Annotated in this window: 12 protein-coding genes and 1 tRNA gene; 2 read left to right on the forward strand and 11 right to left on the reverse strand. The window is 33.2% G+C overall.

Annotation, left to right across the window (positions count from 1 at the left end; translation table 11 throughout):
- Positions 1–774: 774 nt before the first annotated feature.
- Together ACP6PK_RS28555 and ACP6PK_RS28560 are read right to left on the reverse strand one after the other, a co-directional pair.
- Positions 775–846 (reverse strand) — tRNA-Gln (locus ACP6PK_RS28555).
- A 235-nt stretch (positions 847–1,081) separates the two neighbouring features.
- On the reverse strand, positions 1,082–4,309 hold the full coding sequence (locus tag ACP6PK_RS28560) for a PAS domain S-box protein (RefSeq protein ID WP_426564767.1): 3,228 nt from the start codon (positions 4,307–4,309) through the stop codon (positions 1,082–1,084).
- A 291-nt stretch (positions 4,310–4,600) separates the two neighbouring features.
- Between ACP6PK_RS28560 and ACP6PK_RS28565 the strand changes: the two genes are divergently transcribed.
- Positions 4,601–4,981, forward strand: a complete 381-nt coding sequence (locus ACP6PK_RS28565; protein ID WP_426564769.1) for a response regulator — start codon at positions 4,601–4,603, stop codon at positions 4,979–4,981.
- A gap of 428 nt (positions 4,982–5,409) precedes the next feature.
- Here ACP6PK_RS28565 and cheB read toward each other — a convergent pair whose 3' ends face one another.
- Positions 5,410–6,546 carry a chemotaxis-specific protein-glutamate methyltransferase CheB gene (cheB, locus tag ACP6PK_RS28570; protein WP_426564771.1) on the reverse strand — a complete coding sequence of 379 codons (1,137 nt, stop codon included), beginning with the start codon at positions 6,544–6,546 and terminating at the stop codon, positions 5,410–5,412.
- Between the two features lie 1,011 nt (positions 6,547–7,557).
- Here cheB and ACP6PK_RS28575 point away from each other — a divergent pair.
- Positions 7,558–9,000 (forward strand): CHASE3 domain-containing protein, encoded by a 1,443-nt coding sequence (locus ACP6PK_RS28575; RefSeq protein ID WP_426564773.1) that lies wholly within the window; start codon positions 7,558–7,560, stop codon positions 8,998–9,000.
- Between the two features lie 441 nt (positions 9,001–9,441).
- On the opposite strand, the gene ACP6PK_RS28580 is transcribed toward ACP6PK_RS28575, so the two are convergent.
- The 8 genes from ACP6PK_RS28580 to ACP6PK_RS28615 form a co-directional block, all read right to left on the reverse strand.
- Complete coding sequence (locus ACP6PK_RS28580; protein WP_426564775.1) at positions 9,442–11,961, reverse strand: hybrid sensor histidine kinase/response regulator; 2,520 nt, start codon at positions 11,959–11,961, stop codon at positions 9,442–9,444.
- 349 nt (positions 11,962–12,310) lie between these two features.
- Positions 12,311–13,348, reverse strand: coding sequence for a methyl-accepting chemotaxis protein (locus ACP6PK_RS28585; protein ID WP_426564777.1), 1,038 nt, complete (start codon positions 13,346–13,348; stop codon positions 12,311–12,313).
- Positions 13,349–13,522: 174 nt separating this feature from the next.
- Positions 13,523–13,891: a PDC sensor domain-containing protein gene (locus tag ACP6PK_RS28590; protein ID WP_426564836.1), complete on the reverse strand. Its 369-nt coding sequence runs from the start codon at positions 13,889–13,891 to the stop codon at positions 13,523–13,525.
- Positions 13,892–14,082: 191 nt separating this feature from the next.
- The gene (locus ACP6PK_RS28595; protein WP_426564779.1) at positions 14,083–15,531 is read right to left on the reverse strand and encodes a HAMP domain-containing methyl-accepting chemotaxis protein; all 1,449 of its coding nucleotides are present in this window, start codon (positions 15,529–15,531) and stop codon (positions 14,083–14,085) included.
- 578 nt (positions 15,532–16,109) lie between these two features.
- Positions 16,110–17,561 (reverse strand): methyl-accepting chemotaxis protein, encoded by a 1,452-nt coding sequence (locus ACP6PK_RS28600; RefSeq protein ID WP_426564781.1) that lies wholly within the window; start codon positions 17,559–17,561, stop codon positions 16,110–16,112.
- A gap of 724 nt (positions 17,562–18,285) precedes the next feature.
- Positions 18,286–18,468, reverse strand: a complete 183-nt coding sequence (locus ACP6PK_RS28605; RefSeq protein ID WP_426564783.1) for a hypothetical protein — start codon at positions 18,466–18,468, stop codon at positions 18,286–18,288.
- A 78-nt stretch (positions 18,469–18,546) separates the two neighbouring features.
- A complete protein-coding gene (locus ACP6PK_RS28610) occupies positions 18,547–18,828 on the reverse strand; it encodes a methyl-accepting chemotaxis protein (protein ID WP_426564838.1) in 282 nt (93 codons plus the stop codon).
- Positions 18,829–18,840: 12 nt separating this feature from the next.
- On the reverse strand, positions 18,841–19,740 hold the full coding sequence (locus ACP6PK_RS28615; protein ID WP_426564785.1) for a CHASE3 domain-containing protein: 900 nt from the start codon (positions 19,738–19,740) through the stop codon (positions 18,841–18,843).
- Between the last annotated feature and the right edge of the window lie 205 nt (positions 19,741–19,945).

A 19,945-nucleotide genomic window follows, 5' to 3' on the forward strand; every position in this document is an offset into this window, starting at 1 on the left:
CTTTCAGCTAAAAAATTTACGGTATAAGTCCCCCACTATAAGGTTGGCGTCTTGTCTTGTCTGATGGTAAACAGGAATGGGTTTATCACACAGACAATGGGGGTAAACTGATGAGAGTAGAACCCAAAAAGTTAAGATAGATAGCTCTGAGAAATTAACAAGCTATTAGCTTTCAGCTAAAAAATTTACGGTATAAGTCCCCCACTATAAGGTTGGCGTCTTGTTTTGTCTGATGGTAAACATGAATGGGTTTATCGTACAGACAATGGGGGTAAGCTGATAAGAGTAGAACCCAAAAAGTTAAGATAGATAGCTCTGAGAAATTAACAAGCTATGAGCTTTCAGCTAAAAAATTTACGGTATAATTCCCCCACTATATATATTGTTTTAATTAGGGTTTGCTGATTAAATATCAAAGCACTGACATATAACGGTTTGAGCCATTTTAGGTCTGGAAAAAGTACCAGCTTTTCAGTTGATATATATGAAAAAGTGAGCGTAAAATGGGGTAACGCGAGGCAGAAAAATTAAGGGACTATTTTTCTGACTACCTACTCTATAATTCCCATTCCTCCTGACTCCTGACTCCTGACTCCTGACTCCTCCCCCCTACTAAAAGAGTTATTCAGCAAGCCCTAATTAGTGATGTGGGTTGATAGTGGTTTAAATTCAGCATTATATGCCGATGATTTCTGAAAGCTGACAGCTATTTATATTACTTAAGCAAGGCTTAAGGTAAAGATTATCTTAATTTAGTTAGTTAATCTAGTTTAACTGGGGCGGAAGGATTCGAACCTCCGAATGGCTGGACCAAAACCAGCTGCCTTACCGCTTGGCGACGCCCCATCTCGTCAACATTTAATATAATAGCACTTACATCTGGGAATTTGTCAAGGGTTTTTTTCATAATTTTGAAGTTTTGATGCTGAAGGAGTTATGGACTTAAATTGGATGGCAGGTAGAGCTGAAGTCAGAAGGCAAAAGTTAAATTATTGCTGTAAGTAAATTTGAGAGTTTGATAATGTCCACGCGAGTAATGGTGATTGCTCTGGAATCAAACAGAGAGAAAGACTGAAACTGTCTAAATTATTGATTTGAGAGCTGTTGGTGCTTTGATGGGAATTTTAATCATAAATTCAGTGCTTTCTCCTGGTTGGGAAGTGCATTTCAAGATACCATTATGTTTCTCAACTATAATTTGATAGCTAATGGAAAGGCCCAGACCTGTACCCTTTCCGACTGGCTTAGTGGTAAAGAATGGATCAAAAACTCGATTAATTAAATTTTCTGTCATTCCTGGGCCATTATCTGTAACGGATATAACAGCATATTTGAGAGCAGAGGTAGATAAATTTTGATTTTCATCTTGACTATTTGTTGCTTCTACTTCTTCTGAGTCTAGCTGGGTAGTAATTTTAATCATCCTTGATTCTAGTTTACTTTCAAGGGCATCAATGGAATTACTAATGATATTCATAAATACTTGGTTGAGTTGTCCTGGATAGCACTCTACTTTTGGCAAATTACCATAGTCTTTGACAATCTCAATTCCAGAATCTTTCCCCTTTGACCTAATCCTGTTATCTAAAATTAGCAAGGTACTATCAATACCTTCATGGATATCTACTATTTTTTTGTCTGCTTCGTCTAAACGGGAGAAGTTTCTTAATGATAGAACTATTTGACGAATACGTTCGGTTCCCATTTCCATTGAAGACAAAATTTTGGGTAAGTCTTCCATTAAAAAGTCTAATTCTATATCTTCAGTTTTGTCTTCAATTTCTGCTACAGGATCTGGATAATAGTTTTGATAAAGGTTTAGCAATTCGAGAATGTCTCGTATATAATCTTTAATGTAAGTGAGATTGCCGTGAATAAAATTGACAGGATTATTAATTTCGTGGGCAACCCCTGCTACGGTTTGACCAAGAGATGACATTTTTTCTTGTTGAATTAACTGAGCTTCTTTTTGCTGTAGGTTCTTTAAAGCTTCACTGAGGTGATGTGCTTGGGTTTGCGCTGCTAAAGCTGCTGCACGGGTTTGAGCATAAAGTTCCGCTTGGTCAATGGCGATCGCTAATTGGTCTACTACTGCTTGGAGTAATTCTACTTCACTTTCTTTCCAAGGTCTATGATTACTATACTGGTTACAGATAACTCCTCCCATTTGACCAGAGCGAGTTTGCAATGGTAGTAATAATGTAGATTTCACTCCCAACTGTTGCAGATATACCTGCATTTGTTTAAGCTTATTTTGATTGATTGTTTTTGTATTGTCAAGTTGTAAAATTTCACGATTCCGAATTTTATCTGATAAAATTGTTATCTGTTGGCTGGAATATTCTGGGGTTTGAACTGATATTTTCGGGTTAGAAGCTTCATGGGTGACGGCAATGCTAGTAATTTGAGCAGATAAGCACCAGATGAAGCAGCATTGGTCAATCTGCAGGAGATTTCTAATTTCTGTTACTGCAGTTGCTAATATCTTGTCAATGTCTAGGGAATCTCTAATTTGACTGGCGAGGCGAAATAGTAAGGCTTCTCGGTTACTTAATAGTTGTTCTTGGGTTCTAACTCGGTCTATAGCAGTAGCGATCGCGCTAGCCACCCAAGTAAGTACATCTCTAGCTGAGTCTGTCAGAGTTTTGTGACTCCATATACACATTACCCCAACAACCCGACTATCTGAGGTCAGTATAGTAAAATCATTTGTCAGTATTTGCTGTTCGCTATCGGAGTTAACTTCTGAGTTGAGAATTTCAGAAGTTAAGATGCTTTTTGGGGTCAGTAATTCCTTTTGATCTTTTTCTATGTCGAATTTTAAGTTGTTACCGGATAATGCTTGTAATTCTAGTTGACTGGTTTGAGTATTAATAGTCCAAATTCCTGAACCAATAACATCTAATTCTGCGGCTATTGCTTTAGCACAATGTTGCAGAATACTGTTTAGGGAATTTCCTGCTCCGAGTGCTACTCCTACTTCAGCTTCTAGGGATGATAAACGCGCTCGCTCTAGTAAAGCTGCTTCTGCACGTTTTCGCTCTGTGATGTCTCGTGAAACTGCTACTAATTCTATAACTTGACCTGTTTCTGGATCTTGAATTTTCTGACAAGTGGTTTCAAACCAGATGTAAGAGTCGTTTTTATGGCGCAGTCGGTGAGTGAAGGTATCTCCTTCCGGTTGTTGAGAGATATTAATTTGAGATAATTTCTGGTCTTCTGGATGAAATAGATCGTATATACAGTTTCCCACTAATTCATCTGGTTCGTATCCAAGTAGATGACGACAAGCGTCAGAAGCGAACAAATATATACCTTCTGAGGTTTGCCTAGAAATGAGATCGGTTGAATTATTAGTTAGAAGTCGATAACGTGCTTCACTATCTCGCAGCGCTTCTTCTGCTTGTTTTTTTTGGGTTATATCTGTTTGGATACCAATAAAGTGGGTTACGCTACCATCATTATCTCTGACTGGAGATATTGCTAATTCATTCCAAAAGGGAGTACCATCTTTACGGTAATTTTTTACGACTACTAAGCAATTTGTTTCTAATTTTATGGCTTGGCGAATTTGAGATAATGCGACAGGATCGGTGTCAGCACCTTGTAACAATCTACAGTTTTTGCCGAATATTTCTTGACTAGAATAACCTGTAATCTTTTCAAAGGCAGGGTTACAGTAAATAATTGGATTATGAGGATGGGTATTGTCAGTAATTACTATGCCATTGTTGCTAGCTGCGATCGCTCTTTCTAGCAGAAGTAGCATTTTTTCTTCTGGATGGGCGTTAACTATTTTTTGTAGTTTAATAAATTTGCCACTAAAACTATATAGCTTTCTTTGTAATTCTACTTGACTACTAATATGAATACTTAGTTTTTTTAATAGTTTTTGACATTTCTCTGTTAAGTTTCTAGATACATAATCCATTAATGATAAAATGCCGATTTGTTGGCCGTTAATATTAATTGGAATTCCCACATAAAACCTAATTTTTGGTTCTGATACTACTAAGCTATGATTTGCTATTCTTTCATCTGCTAATGTATCGGGTATAATTAATAATTTTGCTTCTTCTTTCTGTAATTTTGTTTTGTTTTTTTCTGAGGATCTGAGAATTACTTCTACAAAATTTAGGTATCTATCCTTGTTATTATTAATACCTGTTTGAGATTTTAACCAAAGGTAGTTATCATCTCTAAAGCTAATGAATGCAATAGGAGTTTCAGCTATATGTGCTGCTAACTCTACCATTTCTGTAAAGGAAGTTTCGGTTGCTAATAGCTGATATAATGATTTTACTTCCATTCTATTGACCTTCCTTGTTTCAACTTTTATTCTTTATGATTCAATAATTAGGTAGTGCCCTATTATTTTAGAATATAATCTTGAACATATTAACAACTTTAAAATTTATCAAACTATCTTGCTTTATTATAGGATCATAGCATAAACTAAAATTGGTTAACTACAAATCAAGCTTATAGCTTATTTGCAGTTATAAAGGAGTAAATTAATACCTATAATTTTCTTAGAATAAAGCAGATATACTTAAGGTGTTTACTCATGGACAAAGGGGGACTAAGTTTAGGTAAGAATATGTCTGGAACTGAAAGTATAAAAAAGACTATCTTGGCAGTAGATGATAGTAAAATTATGCACGGGATTATCAAAAAAGTTTTGGGTCAAAAATATAGGGTTTTAGTAGCGGATAATGCTGTGGATGCGTTGTCAATGATTTACCATGAGCAAGTAGCAATTCTGTTACTAGATGTTTCTATGCCTGGTATAGATGGTTTGGAACTATGTCGTACAGTACGCAGCATTCCTCAATTTCAAACTTTACCAATTATTATGTTAACAGCCAGAGATAGTTCTTTTGATAAAGTTCAAGGACATTTAGCTGGTGCTACAGAATATCTGACTAAACCTTTTGATGAAGAAAAGTTAAATCAGCTAATTAGTCATTTTTTGAATTAATTTGAAGTAAGCATAAACAAAAATCAAGAGGAGAAAAGATAAAGCAGTTTCCTGCTTGATGAAGTAAATATATTTATGGTTTTAGGGAGATGGATAATGGATAATTGATAATTGATAATTGATAATGGATAATGGATAATGGATAATTGATAATGGATAATTGATAATGGATAATTGATAATTGATAATTGATAATGGATAATTGATAATTACCTCTAGTGAGAACCGTTCTTGATTGAATATAAGGAAATATAATTTCTTTTTTTCTCCTTAAAAAGAGAGGCTTTATACCTTATATTTTTCGGTAAAAAATCTGCACAACTATTTTTTTTGTTTATATTAATAACTAGGGAGTTAATATTGATATTTTTTTGGTTGACAAAAGCAGTTAATCAAGATAGTTCAAAATCAATTATTACAGTTTGAGTTTATCTGCCCCTACCAATATAATTTAGTAACATAGAACTAATATCATTAATTGACAAAATATATTGAGCAGCTCCAAGAGCAATGGCTTCTTTAGGCATACCAAATATTATAGAACTAGCTTCATCTTGGGCAATTGTTAAGCCTCCTACTTGAGATATAGCTAGCATTCCATCTGCTCCATCTCGACCCATTCCAGTCAGTAAAACACCCGCAGCAGAGGATCTATAAAAATTAGCGACTGAATTAAAGGTGACAGTAATTGAAGGGCGATGTCCTCCAATTGCTGGTGTTTTTGAACAGACAAATTTACCCCAATTATTTAATTCTAAATGATGTTCTTCTGGTGGAAAATAAATCACCCCTGCTTGTGGTAATTCTCCGGATATAGCAATTTTTACTGGTAGTTTAGATTCATTAGCTAACCAATTTACTAATCCAGTTAAAAACCCATTACTAATATGCTGAACACAAATTATCGGTACAGGGAAAGTAGAAGGTAAATCATGAAGAATAGTCTTTAAAGCTTCAGGGCCACCTGTAGAGGATCCAATTGCTAAGATTTTAATAATTTTTTTTGAGTATCGAGGATCTTTAGGTATAGTTTGGGGCGGAGAAACAATAGGACTTTTTACTAACTTATCCTGTATATTTCGCACAAAGAATTGTTGCCTATGTTCCTGGTTTACCCTATTTATATGACGATGGCGACGAGTAAAAACTTTAACTCCAGAAAGAATTTTAATCTTATTAATTAATTCCTGCTGAATTGTACCATAATCTGCAGTTAATCCGGTTTCTGGTTTAGGAAAAACATCAACAGCTCCTGCCTCTAAAAGTTGAAAAATATTATGCTGATCGTCCTCTTGAACAGAACTACTAATAACCAAAATTGGTCGTGGATATTTTTGCATAACTTCCCTAGTAAATTCTAATCCATTCATAGATGCCATGTGTAAATCAGTACAAATTACATCTGGCTGTAATTGAGGGATTAATTTTAGTGCCTCTAAACCATTTTTAGCTGTGCCTATAACTTCAATTTCTGGAGAGGTAGCAAAAATTCTTTTTAGAACTATTAAAGCTATTGGTGAATCATCAACAACTAATACTTTAATGACTTTGATTTTTTTTGTCATTTCCAGGATAATTATTTATGGTAGTTTGATTTTATATAGCAATTCCTGTAGGATTTGTCAAAAATATATCCATGAGATAAAAAGTCTGAAAATATTACTTATATTGCTCCTTAAGATGTTCCTTAATTCCCAGATATTTTCTGTACAATTATCCTAAGGACTAGGATATTAGGTTACCGAATAATTATTAATTGTTAATTATTTAGATAGAGAGATATTAGGTAAATATATTCCTAGATGAGTGAAGTGATAAATAGTTGTATTTATTTCTTCCTCCCTATTCCTTAATACTTAATTATTTATGCCTGACTCCTGATTTATTATTTTGTAGAGTCTCACATAAAATTGGTATGACAGGAATTATATTTTTGTTGGTTTTCTAAGACTATATATAGCAATCTTATTTAAGTTGTTAGATATTATAGACTTTTAGGGCATAGGGAAAGGAAATAGGAAGTAATCAAATTCTCATATCTGATTCCTGATTGCTATATATATCTGATAATATTGATCGTTTTAGGGAGTAGGGAGTAGGATTGAGAAAGAGCAAAAAATACTTAGTTTGTTAATTATACCACAGTACCACATTAATCATCGAATCTGCTGTATTTATTTATCATAGTTATTATATCCTTCCGAAAAAGAGATAGATTTTTTTGCAGCAGTAGGGAATAGAGAAGACTTAACTGGCAATAGGAAACAGTTCAATAATGGATAATTGATAATTACCTATCCCTAAAAGGAAGAGGATTGAATAAAAGGAAAATTTTTTTTGTTTCCCCACGGCGAGTGATAAGCTTTATACCTTTATTTTTCGGTAAGATATTTTTACGAAAAAGGCAGAAAAAATCCTTTTTCCTGGTGACTTTTTCTTTCTTTAGTTGATATAACTAAGAGGTTTATTTATTTTCCAGATATATTTATTAGACAATATTTTTCTAATTTACTCATTATATCAAGAATACCAAATTAATCAAGTAATTATAGAGGAAATAAAGATAGAATATATAAATGAATATTAGACAAGTTTTACCTGTAGGAGTAATCATAATTATTGGTACATTTGGAATTAGTAATATTTTTTCCCAAAGTAGCATTCGTACTTTAGAGAAATCTGCGGAATTGGTTGCTCATACTTATCAAGTTAAAGGTTTATTGAAGGGATTAGAAAAAAATTTAGTTGATGCAGAAACAGGACAACGGGGATTTATTTACTCTGGTCAAGAAAGTTTTCTCGAACCCTATAATTTAGCTCAAGAAACAATTGATGATAATTTCGAGGAACTTAAAGCTCAAATATCTGATAATCCTGAGCAACTAAAAAGATTGGCTGAAGTGGCAGATTTAGCAGAATCTAAAATATCAGAGTTAAAAGAAACTATCAAATTAAAAAGAGCTGGTGAAGAAGAAAAATTAAGAGAATTAGTTCTATCTGGTTTAGGGAAAGAGATAATGGGTGAAATTCGGCAAAAAATTGATGAGATGATAGTAGTAGAAAACCAACTCCTGAAGGACAGAATAGAAAAAGCAGAAAATGATTTTAAGTTAGCAATAATTATTTCGTGGAGTAGTTTGGTGATAGTTGTAATAGTAAGTGTAATTATCATATTTTTGATTAATAAAATTGCCATTCAACCTATTAATAATGTAGTTAATTTGATTGCCACTTCTGCTAATGAAATTGCTGCTACTATTGAACAACAGGAACGCAGCAGTTTTGTACAAGCTAATTCCGTTAATACCACTACTAAAACTATGGATGAGTTGGGAATATTTTCTCGTCAGTCTTCCCAACAAGCAAATGCAGCTAATAATACTGCCCAGTTAGCTTTAGAAGCTGCAGAAAAAGGAAGCGATACTGTCATTGAAACATTTAATGCTATGAATAATTTAAAAGTAAAAGTTGAGGCGATCGCCTATCAAATTTTCAGATTAAGGGAGCAAACTAATCAAATTAGCAAAATTTCTCAGATGGTGAGTAACTTAGCAAATCAAACAAATATATTAGCTTTGAATGCGAAGGTAGAGGCGGTACATGGGGGAGAGAATAGTCAAGGTTTTTCTATTGTTGCTGCTGAAATTAAGAAATTGGCGGTACAGAGTAAATTATCTGCTGAAAAAATTAGAATTTTAGTGGAGGAAATTCAAAACTCAATTCATTCAATAGTATTGGTAACTGAAGAAGGAACTAAAACGGTAGAGTTGGGGATGGAAATAACAGACAGAACAACTGAAGCTTTTTCCAGAATAATTGACTCTATAAACAATGTAGTTACCAATAATCAACAAATTTCTTTGAATATTCAACACCAAGCTAATGCTATTCAACAAGTGATAGAAGCAATGGAGAGTATTAATCAAGGATCAAAGGAAACGGCGTTAGGAATTGGTCAAACCCGGATAGGTATTGAGAATTTAAAGAAAGCTGCAGAACAGTTGAAAAATATAGTATAGCGCTACGGGCTAGGGAACAGGGAACAGGGAACAGGGAATAGGGAATAGTAAACTGTCAAAGGATTTCAGGATGCGCGAAATGTCAAACACCTTAATGCATAGTGCTATATAAGGAGTGGTAAGTGGGGAAGTGGGGAGATAAAGTATCTTAGATTTTATAGTAGATATCCTTTTGACTAAAAAGATAGTTTCCAACCTAAAAAATTATATCTCTTGCAAAAGTTTTAATTAAATCAATTCAAAGATATAGCAATCCGCGCATAGTTTGTGATAAATCAAAAAGTAGATAAAAAAACTGAAAGCCACCCCTGTTCCCTATTCCCTAAAAACGGTAAAATTTTTATACGCAAATAAAATAGGATTGCTATATAGAATAAACAATTTCATCCCCCCTATTCCCTATTCCCTATTCCCTATTCCCTGACTTCTGCAAGAAGTCTATTAAACCAATCTTTTTAAAGTTTCTAAAAGAATTTCTTGGTTAAAACTATCTTTAGTAATATAGGCATTAGCTCCCACTTCTGCACCTTTTTGTTTATCTTCATCAGAAGATAAAGATGTTACTAAAATAATCGGTAATTCACTATAATTTTTATTTTCTCTGATTTTAGCAGTTAAACTTAAACCATCCAAATTAGGCATTTGTATATCAGAAACTACTGCATCAAACGGACGATTTTGTAGTTTATTAAAAGCATCCAATCCATCAACTGCAGTAACAACTTCATAACCAGCACTTTCCAGAATTCTCTTCTCTTGAGTTCTGGTAGAAATAGAATCTTCTGCTAATAATATTAAATATTTTTTATTAACTATGTCAATTTCTTGATTATCTGATTGTTCAATCGAATAGTAACTTGGAACAGATGCAGATAATTTCCGCGCCGACTTAAGCAAATCTTGAGGATTTAAAACCATACAAACATCACCAGTACCAAGAATAGTTGCACCAGCAACATTTCTCACCCGTTTCAATAATTTACTTTGGGGTTTAAGTACAACATCTTGTTCATCAATTAAGGTATCAACAAACAAACCTAATTTCTCACTACCTACCTTTAAAATAATACAAGAAATTTCCTCCTTATCTGCGAATTCTGCTTGATGATTCACTGGAATTTCGAGTAAATCTGCTAATCTAGCAACTGATATTGGCTCATTATTAAAAATAATAGTATCTCTACCTTCAATAGTAAAAATTGATGTGATAGACACCATCAAACTTGTCTGAACATATTCAACTGGCAAAGCATAATAAGTATTTTTAATCCCCACAATTAATACATTTATTGTGGCGAGAGAAGTGCTTAATACCAGTCTAATCAAACAGCCTTTTTTTGCTTGAGATTCTATAGAAATACTTCCTTTTAGTTCTTCTACATTTGTCTTGACTACATCTAAACCTATACCTCTACCAGAAACTTCAGTAACAAATTTTTTTGTGGAAAATCCAGGGGTAAAAATGAGAGATTGAATTTGTGTTTCTGTCATATAATTTAATTCAGATTCACTACAAACACCCCGTTTTATTGCTGTTTTTTTGATTTGCGCAATATCTAGCCCTTTGCCATCATCTATTACTTCAATTATTACATTATTAGCAGTATTATATGCTCTTAATTTAATTGTAGCTACTTCTGATTTACCAAATTTTTTGCGTTCTTCAGGTGTTTCAATTCCATGATCCACAGCATTCCGAATTATGTGCATTAAAGGGTCTTTCATCTGTTCAAGAATCCGCTTATCTGCTTTGGTAGCACCACCTTCAATTATTAGTTCTACTTTCTTATTTTCTTGTCTCGCTAAATCTCTGACAACCCTGGGAAACATATTAAAAATAGTAGATAAAGGTAGCATTCGCAGGGTACGAACTCCGCTTTCTATTTCATTAGTAATTAAGTCTAGTTTAGCAACGTCTTCATGGATAGAATTTCTGAGATTATTAATTAATAATCCTAGCTTTTCTAGCTGTTCTTCGGCTCGATGATGATAGCTTTGTAATTGTTTGATGGAGTAATCATTAATAGTAGTGCTATTACTAACATTCATATCATGGATAACAAAGCGATTTTTAAATACATCTCGGCTCCATTCTTCCCACAAATTTGTGATTTCTTCAATTTCTGCTAGTCGGTGAGCAAGTCTAATTTGGGTGACAGTTAATTCCCCAGTTTGAGTCATTAATGAATCTAGATTTCGGGTAGGTACTCGGACTGTCTCAATATGGTAAGAAGTTGATAAAGTATTTGAAGGTTGAACGGTGACACTACTTTTATTTAACTCTTTTTTAGTAAGAGATAAAGGTGATACAGGAGTGGGTTCTTCTGTATGGGTAGGAGTAGGTTCATTAATGTTATTTACTGGAGTATTTTCTGTGATTTTTTCTACTTCTATTGTTGGGGATGATAAATCATTTTCATTGATTTTTAGCTCTACTATTTCTTCTTCTATTGGCTCTGCTATTTTTTCTTCTATTTCTGCTTCTTTTTGCGTTTCTATTTCTGCTTCTACAGGAGTAGTAACAGAGCTACTTTCTTGAGATTTTGAATCTGTTTTATTTTCCTCTTGTGATTGGGTATTAAGATTTTTAGCACCCATCAAATTTGCTAGTATCTGAACAGGATTTATATCTGATGGTTCTCCGGTAACTGCTTCCTGTACAAGTTTACGAATAGCATCTAATCCAACTGAAAGGCGATCGCTTGTTTCTGGAGATATAACTTGCTCTCCTCGTTTAATTTCTCCTAACAAATGTTCTAGTTGATGAGCAATTTGTGATACATCTCTGACACCTAACATTCCCGCATCACCTTTTAAACTATGAGCTTCTCGTAATAATTCTTCTAAATTTTCTAAGTCGTCTGGATGTTTTTCTAAATATAAGAAACCTTCATCAAGTTTCTGGAGATGTTCTTCACTAGCAGTTTGAAATACTTCCCGAAGTTCAGCATCTTCTATCATAATTTACTCCTTAATAATGTAAGTTTAAATTCCAAATTTAAGGTAGATATTACCAATGGATAATTGATAATTGATAATTGATAATTAGGGTTTACTGATTAAATATCAAAGCATTTACAGGTAAAGGTTTTAGCCTGTTTAAATCTGGAAAAAGTACCTAGTTTTCAGCTCTTGATGCACGGTTCCCGAAAAATCAAAAAGTTAGCATTTCGCATCGTTGGGCAAAAAAAATTACTCTCCTCCTCCTCTATTCCCCTGCTCCCTACTCTCCCGCTCCCCTGCTCCTTAATATTGGTTTAATCAGTAAGAAAAAAAATTCTATTCCCTATTCCCTATTCCCTATTCCCTATTAAACTATAGTTTTAAGTTTAAGTGCTGCTTCATAAAGTTCTTGGGTGCTAGTTGTAACTTGGGAAATACTCTGAGCTGTTTCACCAGCAACATAGTTAAGATTATTCATAGATTCTATTACTTTTTGAATAGCAACTGCTTGTTGTTCAGTATTCTGATAAATTTGCTGGTTACTCGCAAATAAATTAGAGACAACTTCTGTTAATTTTTTAAAAGTTTTTGCTGTGACTCGTGCTGTTTTGACAGTAGCATCTAATGTCTCTTTTCCCTCGTTTGTCACCTTAATATTAGAGTTAATTGCTGTTCGAATTTCTGGCACAATTCCATTAATTCTTTTTGCAGCTTCAGAGCTTTTATCTGCTAATTTCTGAATTTCTTTAGCGACAACAGCAAATCCAGTACCTTGCTCTCCAGCTCGTACAGCTTCTACTGCAGCATTTAGAGCTAAAATATTAGTCTGCATTGCTAAAGAACTTACTAAATTTGCCAAGGTAGAAATATTACCAATTTGACTTGTTTGTTCACCAAGTTCCTGATTTTGTTGAGTAATACTATCAACAGTTTCTCTCAAAGTTTGCATTTGTACAAAATTTTTTTCTACCATTTTACTTCCTTCTTCAGCTAAGGTTAAAGCTTTACTTGCTCCTATTGCAACTGATTCTGCTTGTTGAGATATTTCTTGAGAAGCTTCCCCTAAAGTAGTAATATTATTATTAGTTTCATTAGCAACTAATGACTGTTCAGATGTAATCTTTTCTTGCTGATTCATTGTAGATAGTATTTGATGGGAAAAATTCGAGACATTATTAATTAAGTTTCTGACTATTTGAGCTATATTGATTATAGTCAACCATCCAATAGATAAAAAAGTTGTTAGGGAGAAAAATATAATTATCAAGGCTATAATTTTAAATTTATTTACGGCAGCAAATACAATTTTTTTCGGTAAATCATAGACTATAACTAAAAAATTATTAGGATTGCTTTCTCCTAAAAAAATAGTGTTGTAAGTAATCACACTATCTACGCCATCCACAATATCACTCTGACCCCTAGATAAAATTTTATTAGCTACTACTTCTGAATAATATTTTGTAATTTTTTCGTCTGTATCTAATTCAAAACCCCATTCTTTTTGACTATCTGGATGATATAAATAGTAACCATCTTGATTTAAGATAAAATCCGTACCAAAATTATCTTGATTATCTTATTTTAGTTGTTCAAAAATACGTTCAACTCGCAAATTACCAATAATAATTCCTTGACGTTTTCCATCTGCTGAAAATATAGGAGTTGCATATCTAATTGTTGGTTGATAAGGAGTTTCAATTTTTCCTTGTTCTCGATTAAGATTGATGGGAGAGATGTAAATTTCACCTAAATTTAGTTTCATAGTTTCTGTAAAATATTCTCTCTGTGCTTTATTTTGTAATTGTTCTTTGGGAATAGTTTTGATAGTCAAGCCATCAGAATCCACCCGTAACATTTCATTGCCATTTTCATCTAAATAACGTAACTGCATATAATATGGTTTTGCTTCCTTAAATGCTGTAAAGATAACTCCTAATCGTTCTATCCAAACATTATAAGTAGAATTTGACTCCGAACTCGCTCAATTTTATCTTTTAAACTATTATGTTTTGTCTCATTATTACTACCACTAGCTAATACTAATATTTGATTAGCTCCACTAGCAGCAAACGTAATTTATACCTATAACTCTATAACTAAATAAAATAACATAATTATAATCTATCAGACAATCAATTAAACTTGACTATTTAATTTCATAGCAGTTTCACTAAGTTTTTTTGTACCAATTTTTGTCTGATAAAGACCAGTTTTTGTTTGTTGAGCTGCAGAATGAAGAGCATTCATAGCTTCAAGAATTTGTTGAATAGCTGTAGCTTGTTGTTGCACTATTAAAGCAATTTGTTGACTACTTAATGCACCTTCATTTGCTGCCTCCTTTACACCACTAAATATCTCTACCATTTCCTGAGCAAGTTTCTCACTTTCAACAACATTTTGAGTTCCTTCCTGAGTAACTTTTACTGTTGATTTAATACTACTATTAATATCAACAATTAAACCATCTATTTTCTCAACAGACTGTTTACTTTGATCTGCAAGTTTACGAATTTCACTAGCAACAACTGCGAAACCTTTACCATTTTCTCCCGCTCTTACTGCCTCCACAGCAGCATTTAGGGCCAACATATTAGTCTGGTTAGCCAAATTACTAACTAAATTTGTAATATTACCGATCTGTTCAGTTTGCTCGCTTAATTTATTGGTTTGTTCAGCGATCGCTTCTACTGTATTTTTTAGTAAGTTCATTCTCTCTAGAGACTGCTCAACAGAATTAATACCTTCAGAGGCAAAATTAAGTGCATTTTTAGCTGTTGATGCTGCTAATTTTGCTTGCTTTGCTGTATTGTTTGAGGTAGCATTTAACTCTTCCATAGTAGTCGAAGTTTCAGTTACTGCTACAGCTTGTTTTTCTACCATTCTTTCTTGTTGTTCTGTGGCAGTAGCAATTTGAGTTGCATTCTCTGTAATAGTTAAAATTGTGTCTTTCAGGGTTTTATTAATAGAATTACTGAAAAACAAACCAAAAGGAGAGGCAATAATTGCAGCACTAACTAATAATAAGCCAAATATTAAGAGAGTTTGTTGATAAATTTGGCTGGCTTTTTTCCTTTCATTTGCTGCCTCTAAAGATTGTAAATAACTGAGTCTTTTAATTTTTTCTGTTAAAGGATCGATTACATCATATAAATCAACAGAAAAGTTACTTAACTCAGACATATTTTCTGTTAACAATACTTGTTTTAGTTCCTGAATTCTTTTATTGGCAGGTTCTAATAAACTTTCTACTTCTTGAACAAGCTGTTTTTCTGCTTCAGTAAAATAGGTTTGTTTGTAGGTAAGCCAATTCTTTTCTATTCTACTCATAGCTGCATTTATAGATGCTAAAGCAGCTTCTGTTGTAATAATTTCGTGATGGGCTTTATTGGTAGCATCAATAATATAAATTGCATAACCATCTGAAACTAATTTGAGTTGTTCTAAGGGAATAACTCTATCATCATATATAGTCTGAATTTGTCTATCTATCCGGGAAAATGAATAGATAGAATAAGCTGCTATACATGATAAAATCAAACCAGGAATGAAAAAAAATCCATAGTAAATTTTTTGGGTTAATTTCATTTTTTTAGGTAGTAGGGAGTAGGGAGTAGGGAGTAGGAAGAAAGAATTGATGATTTTTGTCAGATAATTGATTTTATTGTTTATTATTCGAGAGGTCTAGTAGAAATAGTTTTTCAGCCAACCCTACTTAATAAACTTCATCGTGACTACCAATGTCTACAAACACAGCTTTTTGGTATTCTGTAAACTAGAATAAAATCCTATCATCATAATCTACCCTTAAACTCTAAAATTGCTTTAGTTTTCCAGAAATTTTGTGTGCTTTTAAGCTTGAATAGAATAGGTCAATAGTGAACTTTTATGATTTTTCTCATATCGTTAATATTGGAGGAAAACTTCAGCTCCCCTTTTTGTTGTTCAATTTGAGCTAACTGGAAATGCTCATAAATCTCTTCACGTCTTTCTGATATATTGTCTTAACAATAATTGAATTTCTTGCTTTTCATCCTTGGAAATACTTTTGATTAGCTCAACCACGTCATTAAATATCATGATTTTTTAGACCTCATTATACTCAATCAATTTGATCAATTATTATCATCTCTCTATTCCCTATTCCCTATTCCCTACTCCCTAATTTATACAATAGACTTTAGCTCTGTACTAACTTCATTAAGTTTTTGAATCCCTTGTTGAATTTGCCCTAAACCACTCGCTGTTTCTTGCGCTCCTGTATTCAATTCATTCATCGCATCTACCACTTGCTTAATAGCGATCGCTTGTTGTTTAATATTAAGAGAAATTTGCTGATTATTTAACACCACATTATTAATTGCATCTTTCACACCATTAAAAGTTTCGGCTGTTTGTTGAGCAATGTTTACTCCTAATTCTACATTTTTTGTACCTGCTTCTGTTGCCATAACTGTAGAATTAATTGATGTTTGAATATCAGAAACTAATGTATATATTTTCTCTGCTGACTTTCTACTTTCATCTGCTAATTTACGAATTTCACTAGCAACAACACCAAAACCTTTACCATGTTCTCCAGCACGAACAGCTTCTACTGCTGCATTTAAAGCTAACATGTTAGTTTGATTAGCTAAGTCACCAACAAGCTGAGAAATATTACCAATTTGATTTGTTTGTTCACTTAAACGAGTAATTTGTTGAGCGATAGCCTCTACTTTTTCACTTAAAGAACCCATCCCTTCTAAACTTGTATCTACCGCCTCTGTTCCCTCTTCAGCTAAAGCCAAAGCTTGTGTTGCTGCTCCGGCTGCAGCTTCCGCTTGTTCTGCTGTTGCTTGAGAAGAAGCACCTAATTCTTCCATAGTTGTAGTAGTTTCATTTACAGAAGTAGCTTGTTGAGCAGCAGTACCTTCTTGCTCAGTTATTGTAGCAGAAATTGCTGTAGAAAAATTGACTATATTTTCAGTTGTATTATTAATTATTTCACTAATCTTACTGGTAATTGCCACTCCCATAATTGCCGCAACAACTATCAACAATATTGAGCCTATACCTAGCAACCATAACAAGACAATTAAACTATTTTTAGTTTCTTCTGTTTCGGCTTTAAGTAATCCTCTCTTTGTCGTCACAAATTCATTATTTAATCTTTCAAATTCATCAAGTAATTGTTTACCTTGGAAAGTATTAAATAAAGCTACCGCCTCAGTTTGCTTACCCTCTTTTACCAATTTTATAACTTGATTAGCAAAAGATTGAAAATCATTTTTTACCTGCTCCATTTTGTCTAAACGTTCTTTGTTTTCAGGAACATCAATTGATGCCCTTACAGACTCAATAGTTGTATCTAACAACTTTAAAGCTTCATTATATTCTTCGATAAATACTCCTTCTTTAACAGCTAGATAACCACGAAAACTACTAACCATTTTTTCTTCATTTAATGTCACCTTGTTTATATCTAGAACTAGACCTTGTACTCTTTCAACTTCTTTTAAAGTCTCAAATACTTTATTAGCAGTCCCATAAACTACTCCTACTAGCCCCAGAAATAAAACCACAGGCACTGTATATCCTAAAAATAAAATGTTTTTAAATTTTAGTTTTTCCCACATAAATTTTTTTTCCAATTAGTTAATTATTTATTTCTGATTTGTAAGCATTCAGCATTCAGCAGTCAGCTATCAGCTATTACAAGGAGGAAGAAATACTGAGCTTGAGTATCATCTTTTACTTGCTCGATACCTGAATTTAATCCAAGCTTCGACTGGACGAATCTCTGGTTGAAAATTTAGTAGAGGTCAAACGAATGCTAGTTATCAAAAGCACGTTTTTGAAATTATACCAATTTCTAAAAGTAACGCTATACTTGGGGAAAACTGCAGTTATTAAATAATTAATACAGCTCGAATAACTTTTTTACTAATTTGAGCCACGAATACTGTTAATTATTCTTATTTTTACTGCTCCCCCGCTCCCTCACTCCCCTACTCAATCAAATGTAGAAAAGTTTTTGAGAAATGGTATTACCCTCTAATCCTTCTGCCTTCTGCCTTACCTTCATAAATATTGGTGCTTTCTAAACCGCATCTAGTATAATACCAATTCCCAAAACTAATGCTATAGTTAATTAAAACTTCAGTTATTAGGTAATTACTTTAGTAGAATAACTTTTTTAGTTATTTTTATTTTAGGTAAGTTAATGTTAATTATTCTTGATTTTTATGAACGTTGCATGCAACCTCCCTACACTCCCCTACTCCCATACTCAATCAAATCTAGAAAAGTTTTTGAGAAATGGTATAATTTAATATGTCGAGGCAGAACTTTATTTAACAACTAGACTATAGAATTTAATTCCATTCTCACTTCATTAAGCTTTTGAATAGCTTCTTGAGTTGGTCCTAAACCATCAGCTATTTCTCTTGCTCCTCTATTCAGATCATTCATTGCATCTCCTAATTGCTGAATAGCCAAAGATTGCTGTTGAGCATTCAAAGAAATTCGCTGATTATTTAACACTACATTATTAATTGAATCTTTAATACCATTAAAAGCTGCGGTTGTTTGTTGAGCACTTTTTACTCCTAATTCTACGTTTTATGTACCTGCTTCTGTTGCTAGAACTGTAGAATTAATTGATGTTTGAATATCAGCAACTAATGTATATATTTTTTCCGCAGACTTTCTACTTTCATCTGCTAATTTACGAATTTCACTAGCAACAACACCAAAACCTTTACCATGTTCTCCAGCACGAACAGCTTCTACTGCTGCATTTAAAGCTAACATGTTAGTTTGATTAGCTAAGTCACCAACAAGCTGAGAAATATTACCAATTTGATTTGTTTGTTCACTTAAACGAGTAATTTGTTGAGCTATTACTTGTACTTTTTAACTCAAATAATTCATCCCTTCTAAACTTTTATCGACCGATTTTGTTCCCTCTTCAGATAAGCTTAAAGCTTTTCTTGCTGCTACTGCTCCTGCTTCAGCTTGTTCTGCTGTTCCTTGAGAAGAAGCAGCTAATTGCTCCATAGTTGTAGTAGTTTCATTTACAGCACTAGCTTGTTGAGCTGTAGTACGTTCTTGTTGATTTATTGTAGCAGAAATTTCTGTAGAAACATTAGCTATATTTTCAGTTATTACTTGCAGTTTTTTAGTCGTATTACCGATAATTGTTATTGTCGTAATTATCGAAATAACAATCAAGAATATTCCTTCTATACTGGCGCACCATCGCAACAAAATTAGATTCTTTTTTGTTTCCTTTTTTTCCTCTGCAAGTAGTGTCTTATCTACTACATAAAAATCCTGGCTTAGTCTTTCAATTTCATCTATAAATTCTTGATTTGCTTTGGTTTTAAATGAATCTATAGCTTCCGTTTGCTTACCTTCTTTTAGAGCCAACTCAATAACTTTATCAGCGAAGGATTGAAAATTATTTTTCACCGCCATTATTTTGTCTAAACGTTCTTTTTGTTCGGGAACAATAATCAATCTATCTAAAGACTTCAGGTCTGCTTCAAATTTATTTGAAGCTGCATTATACTCCTGAATAAACATTTCATTTTGAACAGCTAGATAGCCACTAAAACTTCTAACCATCTTTTCCCCATCTAAAGTTACCTTATTTACGTCTAGAATCACGGTCTGTACTCTATCAACTTCTTTTAAGGTATCAAATACTTGATTAGAAGTCCAATAAACTACTACTGTTAATATTAGGAATAAAACCAAGGAAACTGCATATCCTAACCACAAACTGCTTCTCAATTTGAGATTTTCAAACATAAGTTTTTTTGGGTGAAACAATATAGGAATAATAGTATAGCGCTACGCGCTAGGGAATAGGGAATAGGGAATAGGGAATAGTAGACTAATAAAAGGTTTTAGGATTTAGAAATGTCCTAACCTTAATGCGTAGCGTAGCGCTATACCAGAAAAATAGATTAGGATTTTAACTCAAATTAATATTATAGGAATTCCAGCTAATACC

It is taken from the genome of Dapis hubbardiae BLCC-M172 (assembly GCF_050016015.1).
Lineage (GTDB): Bacteria > Cyanobacteriota > Cyanobacteriia > Cyanobacteriales > Microcoleaceae > Trichodesmium.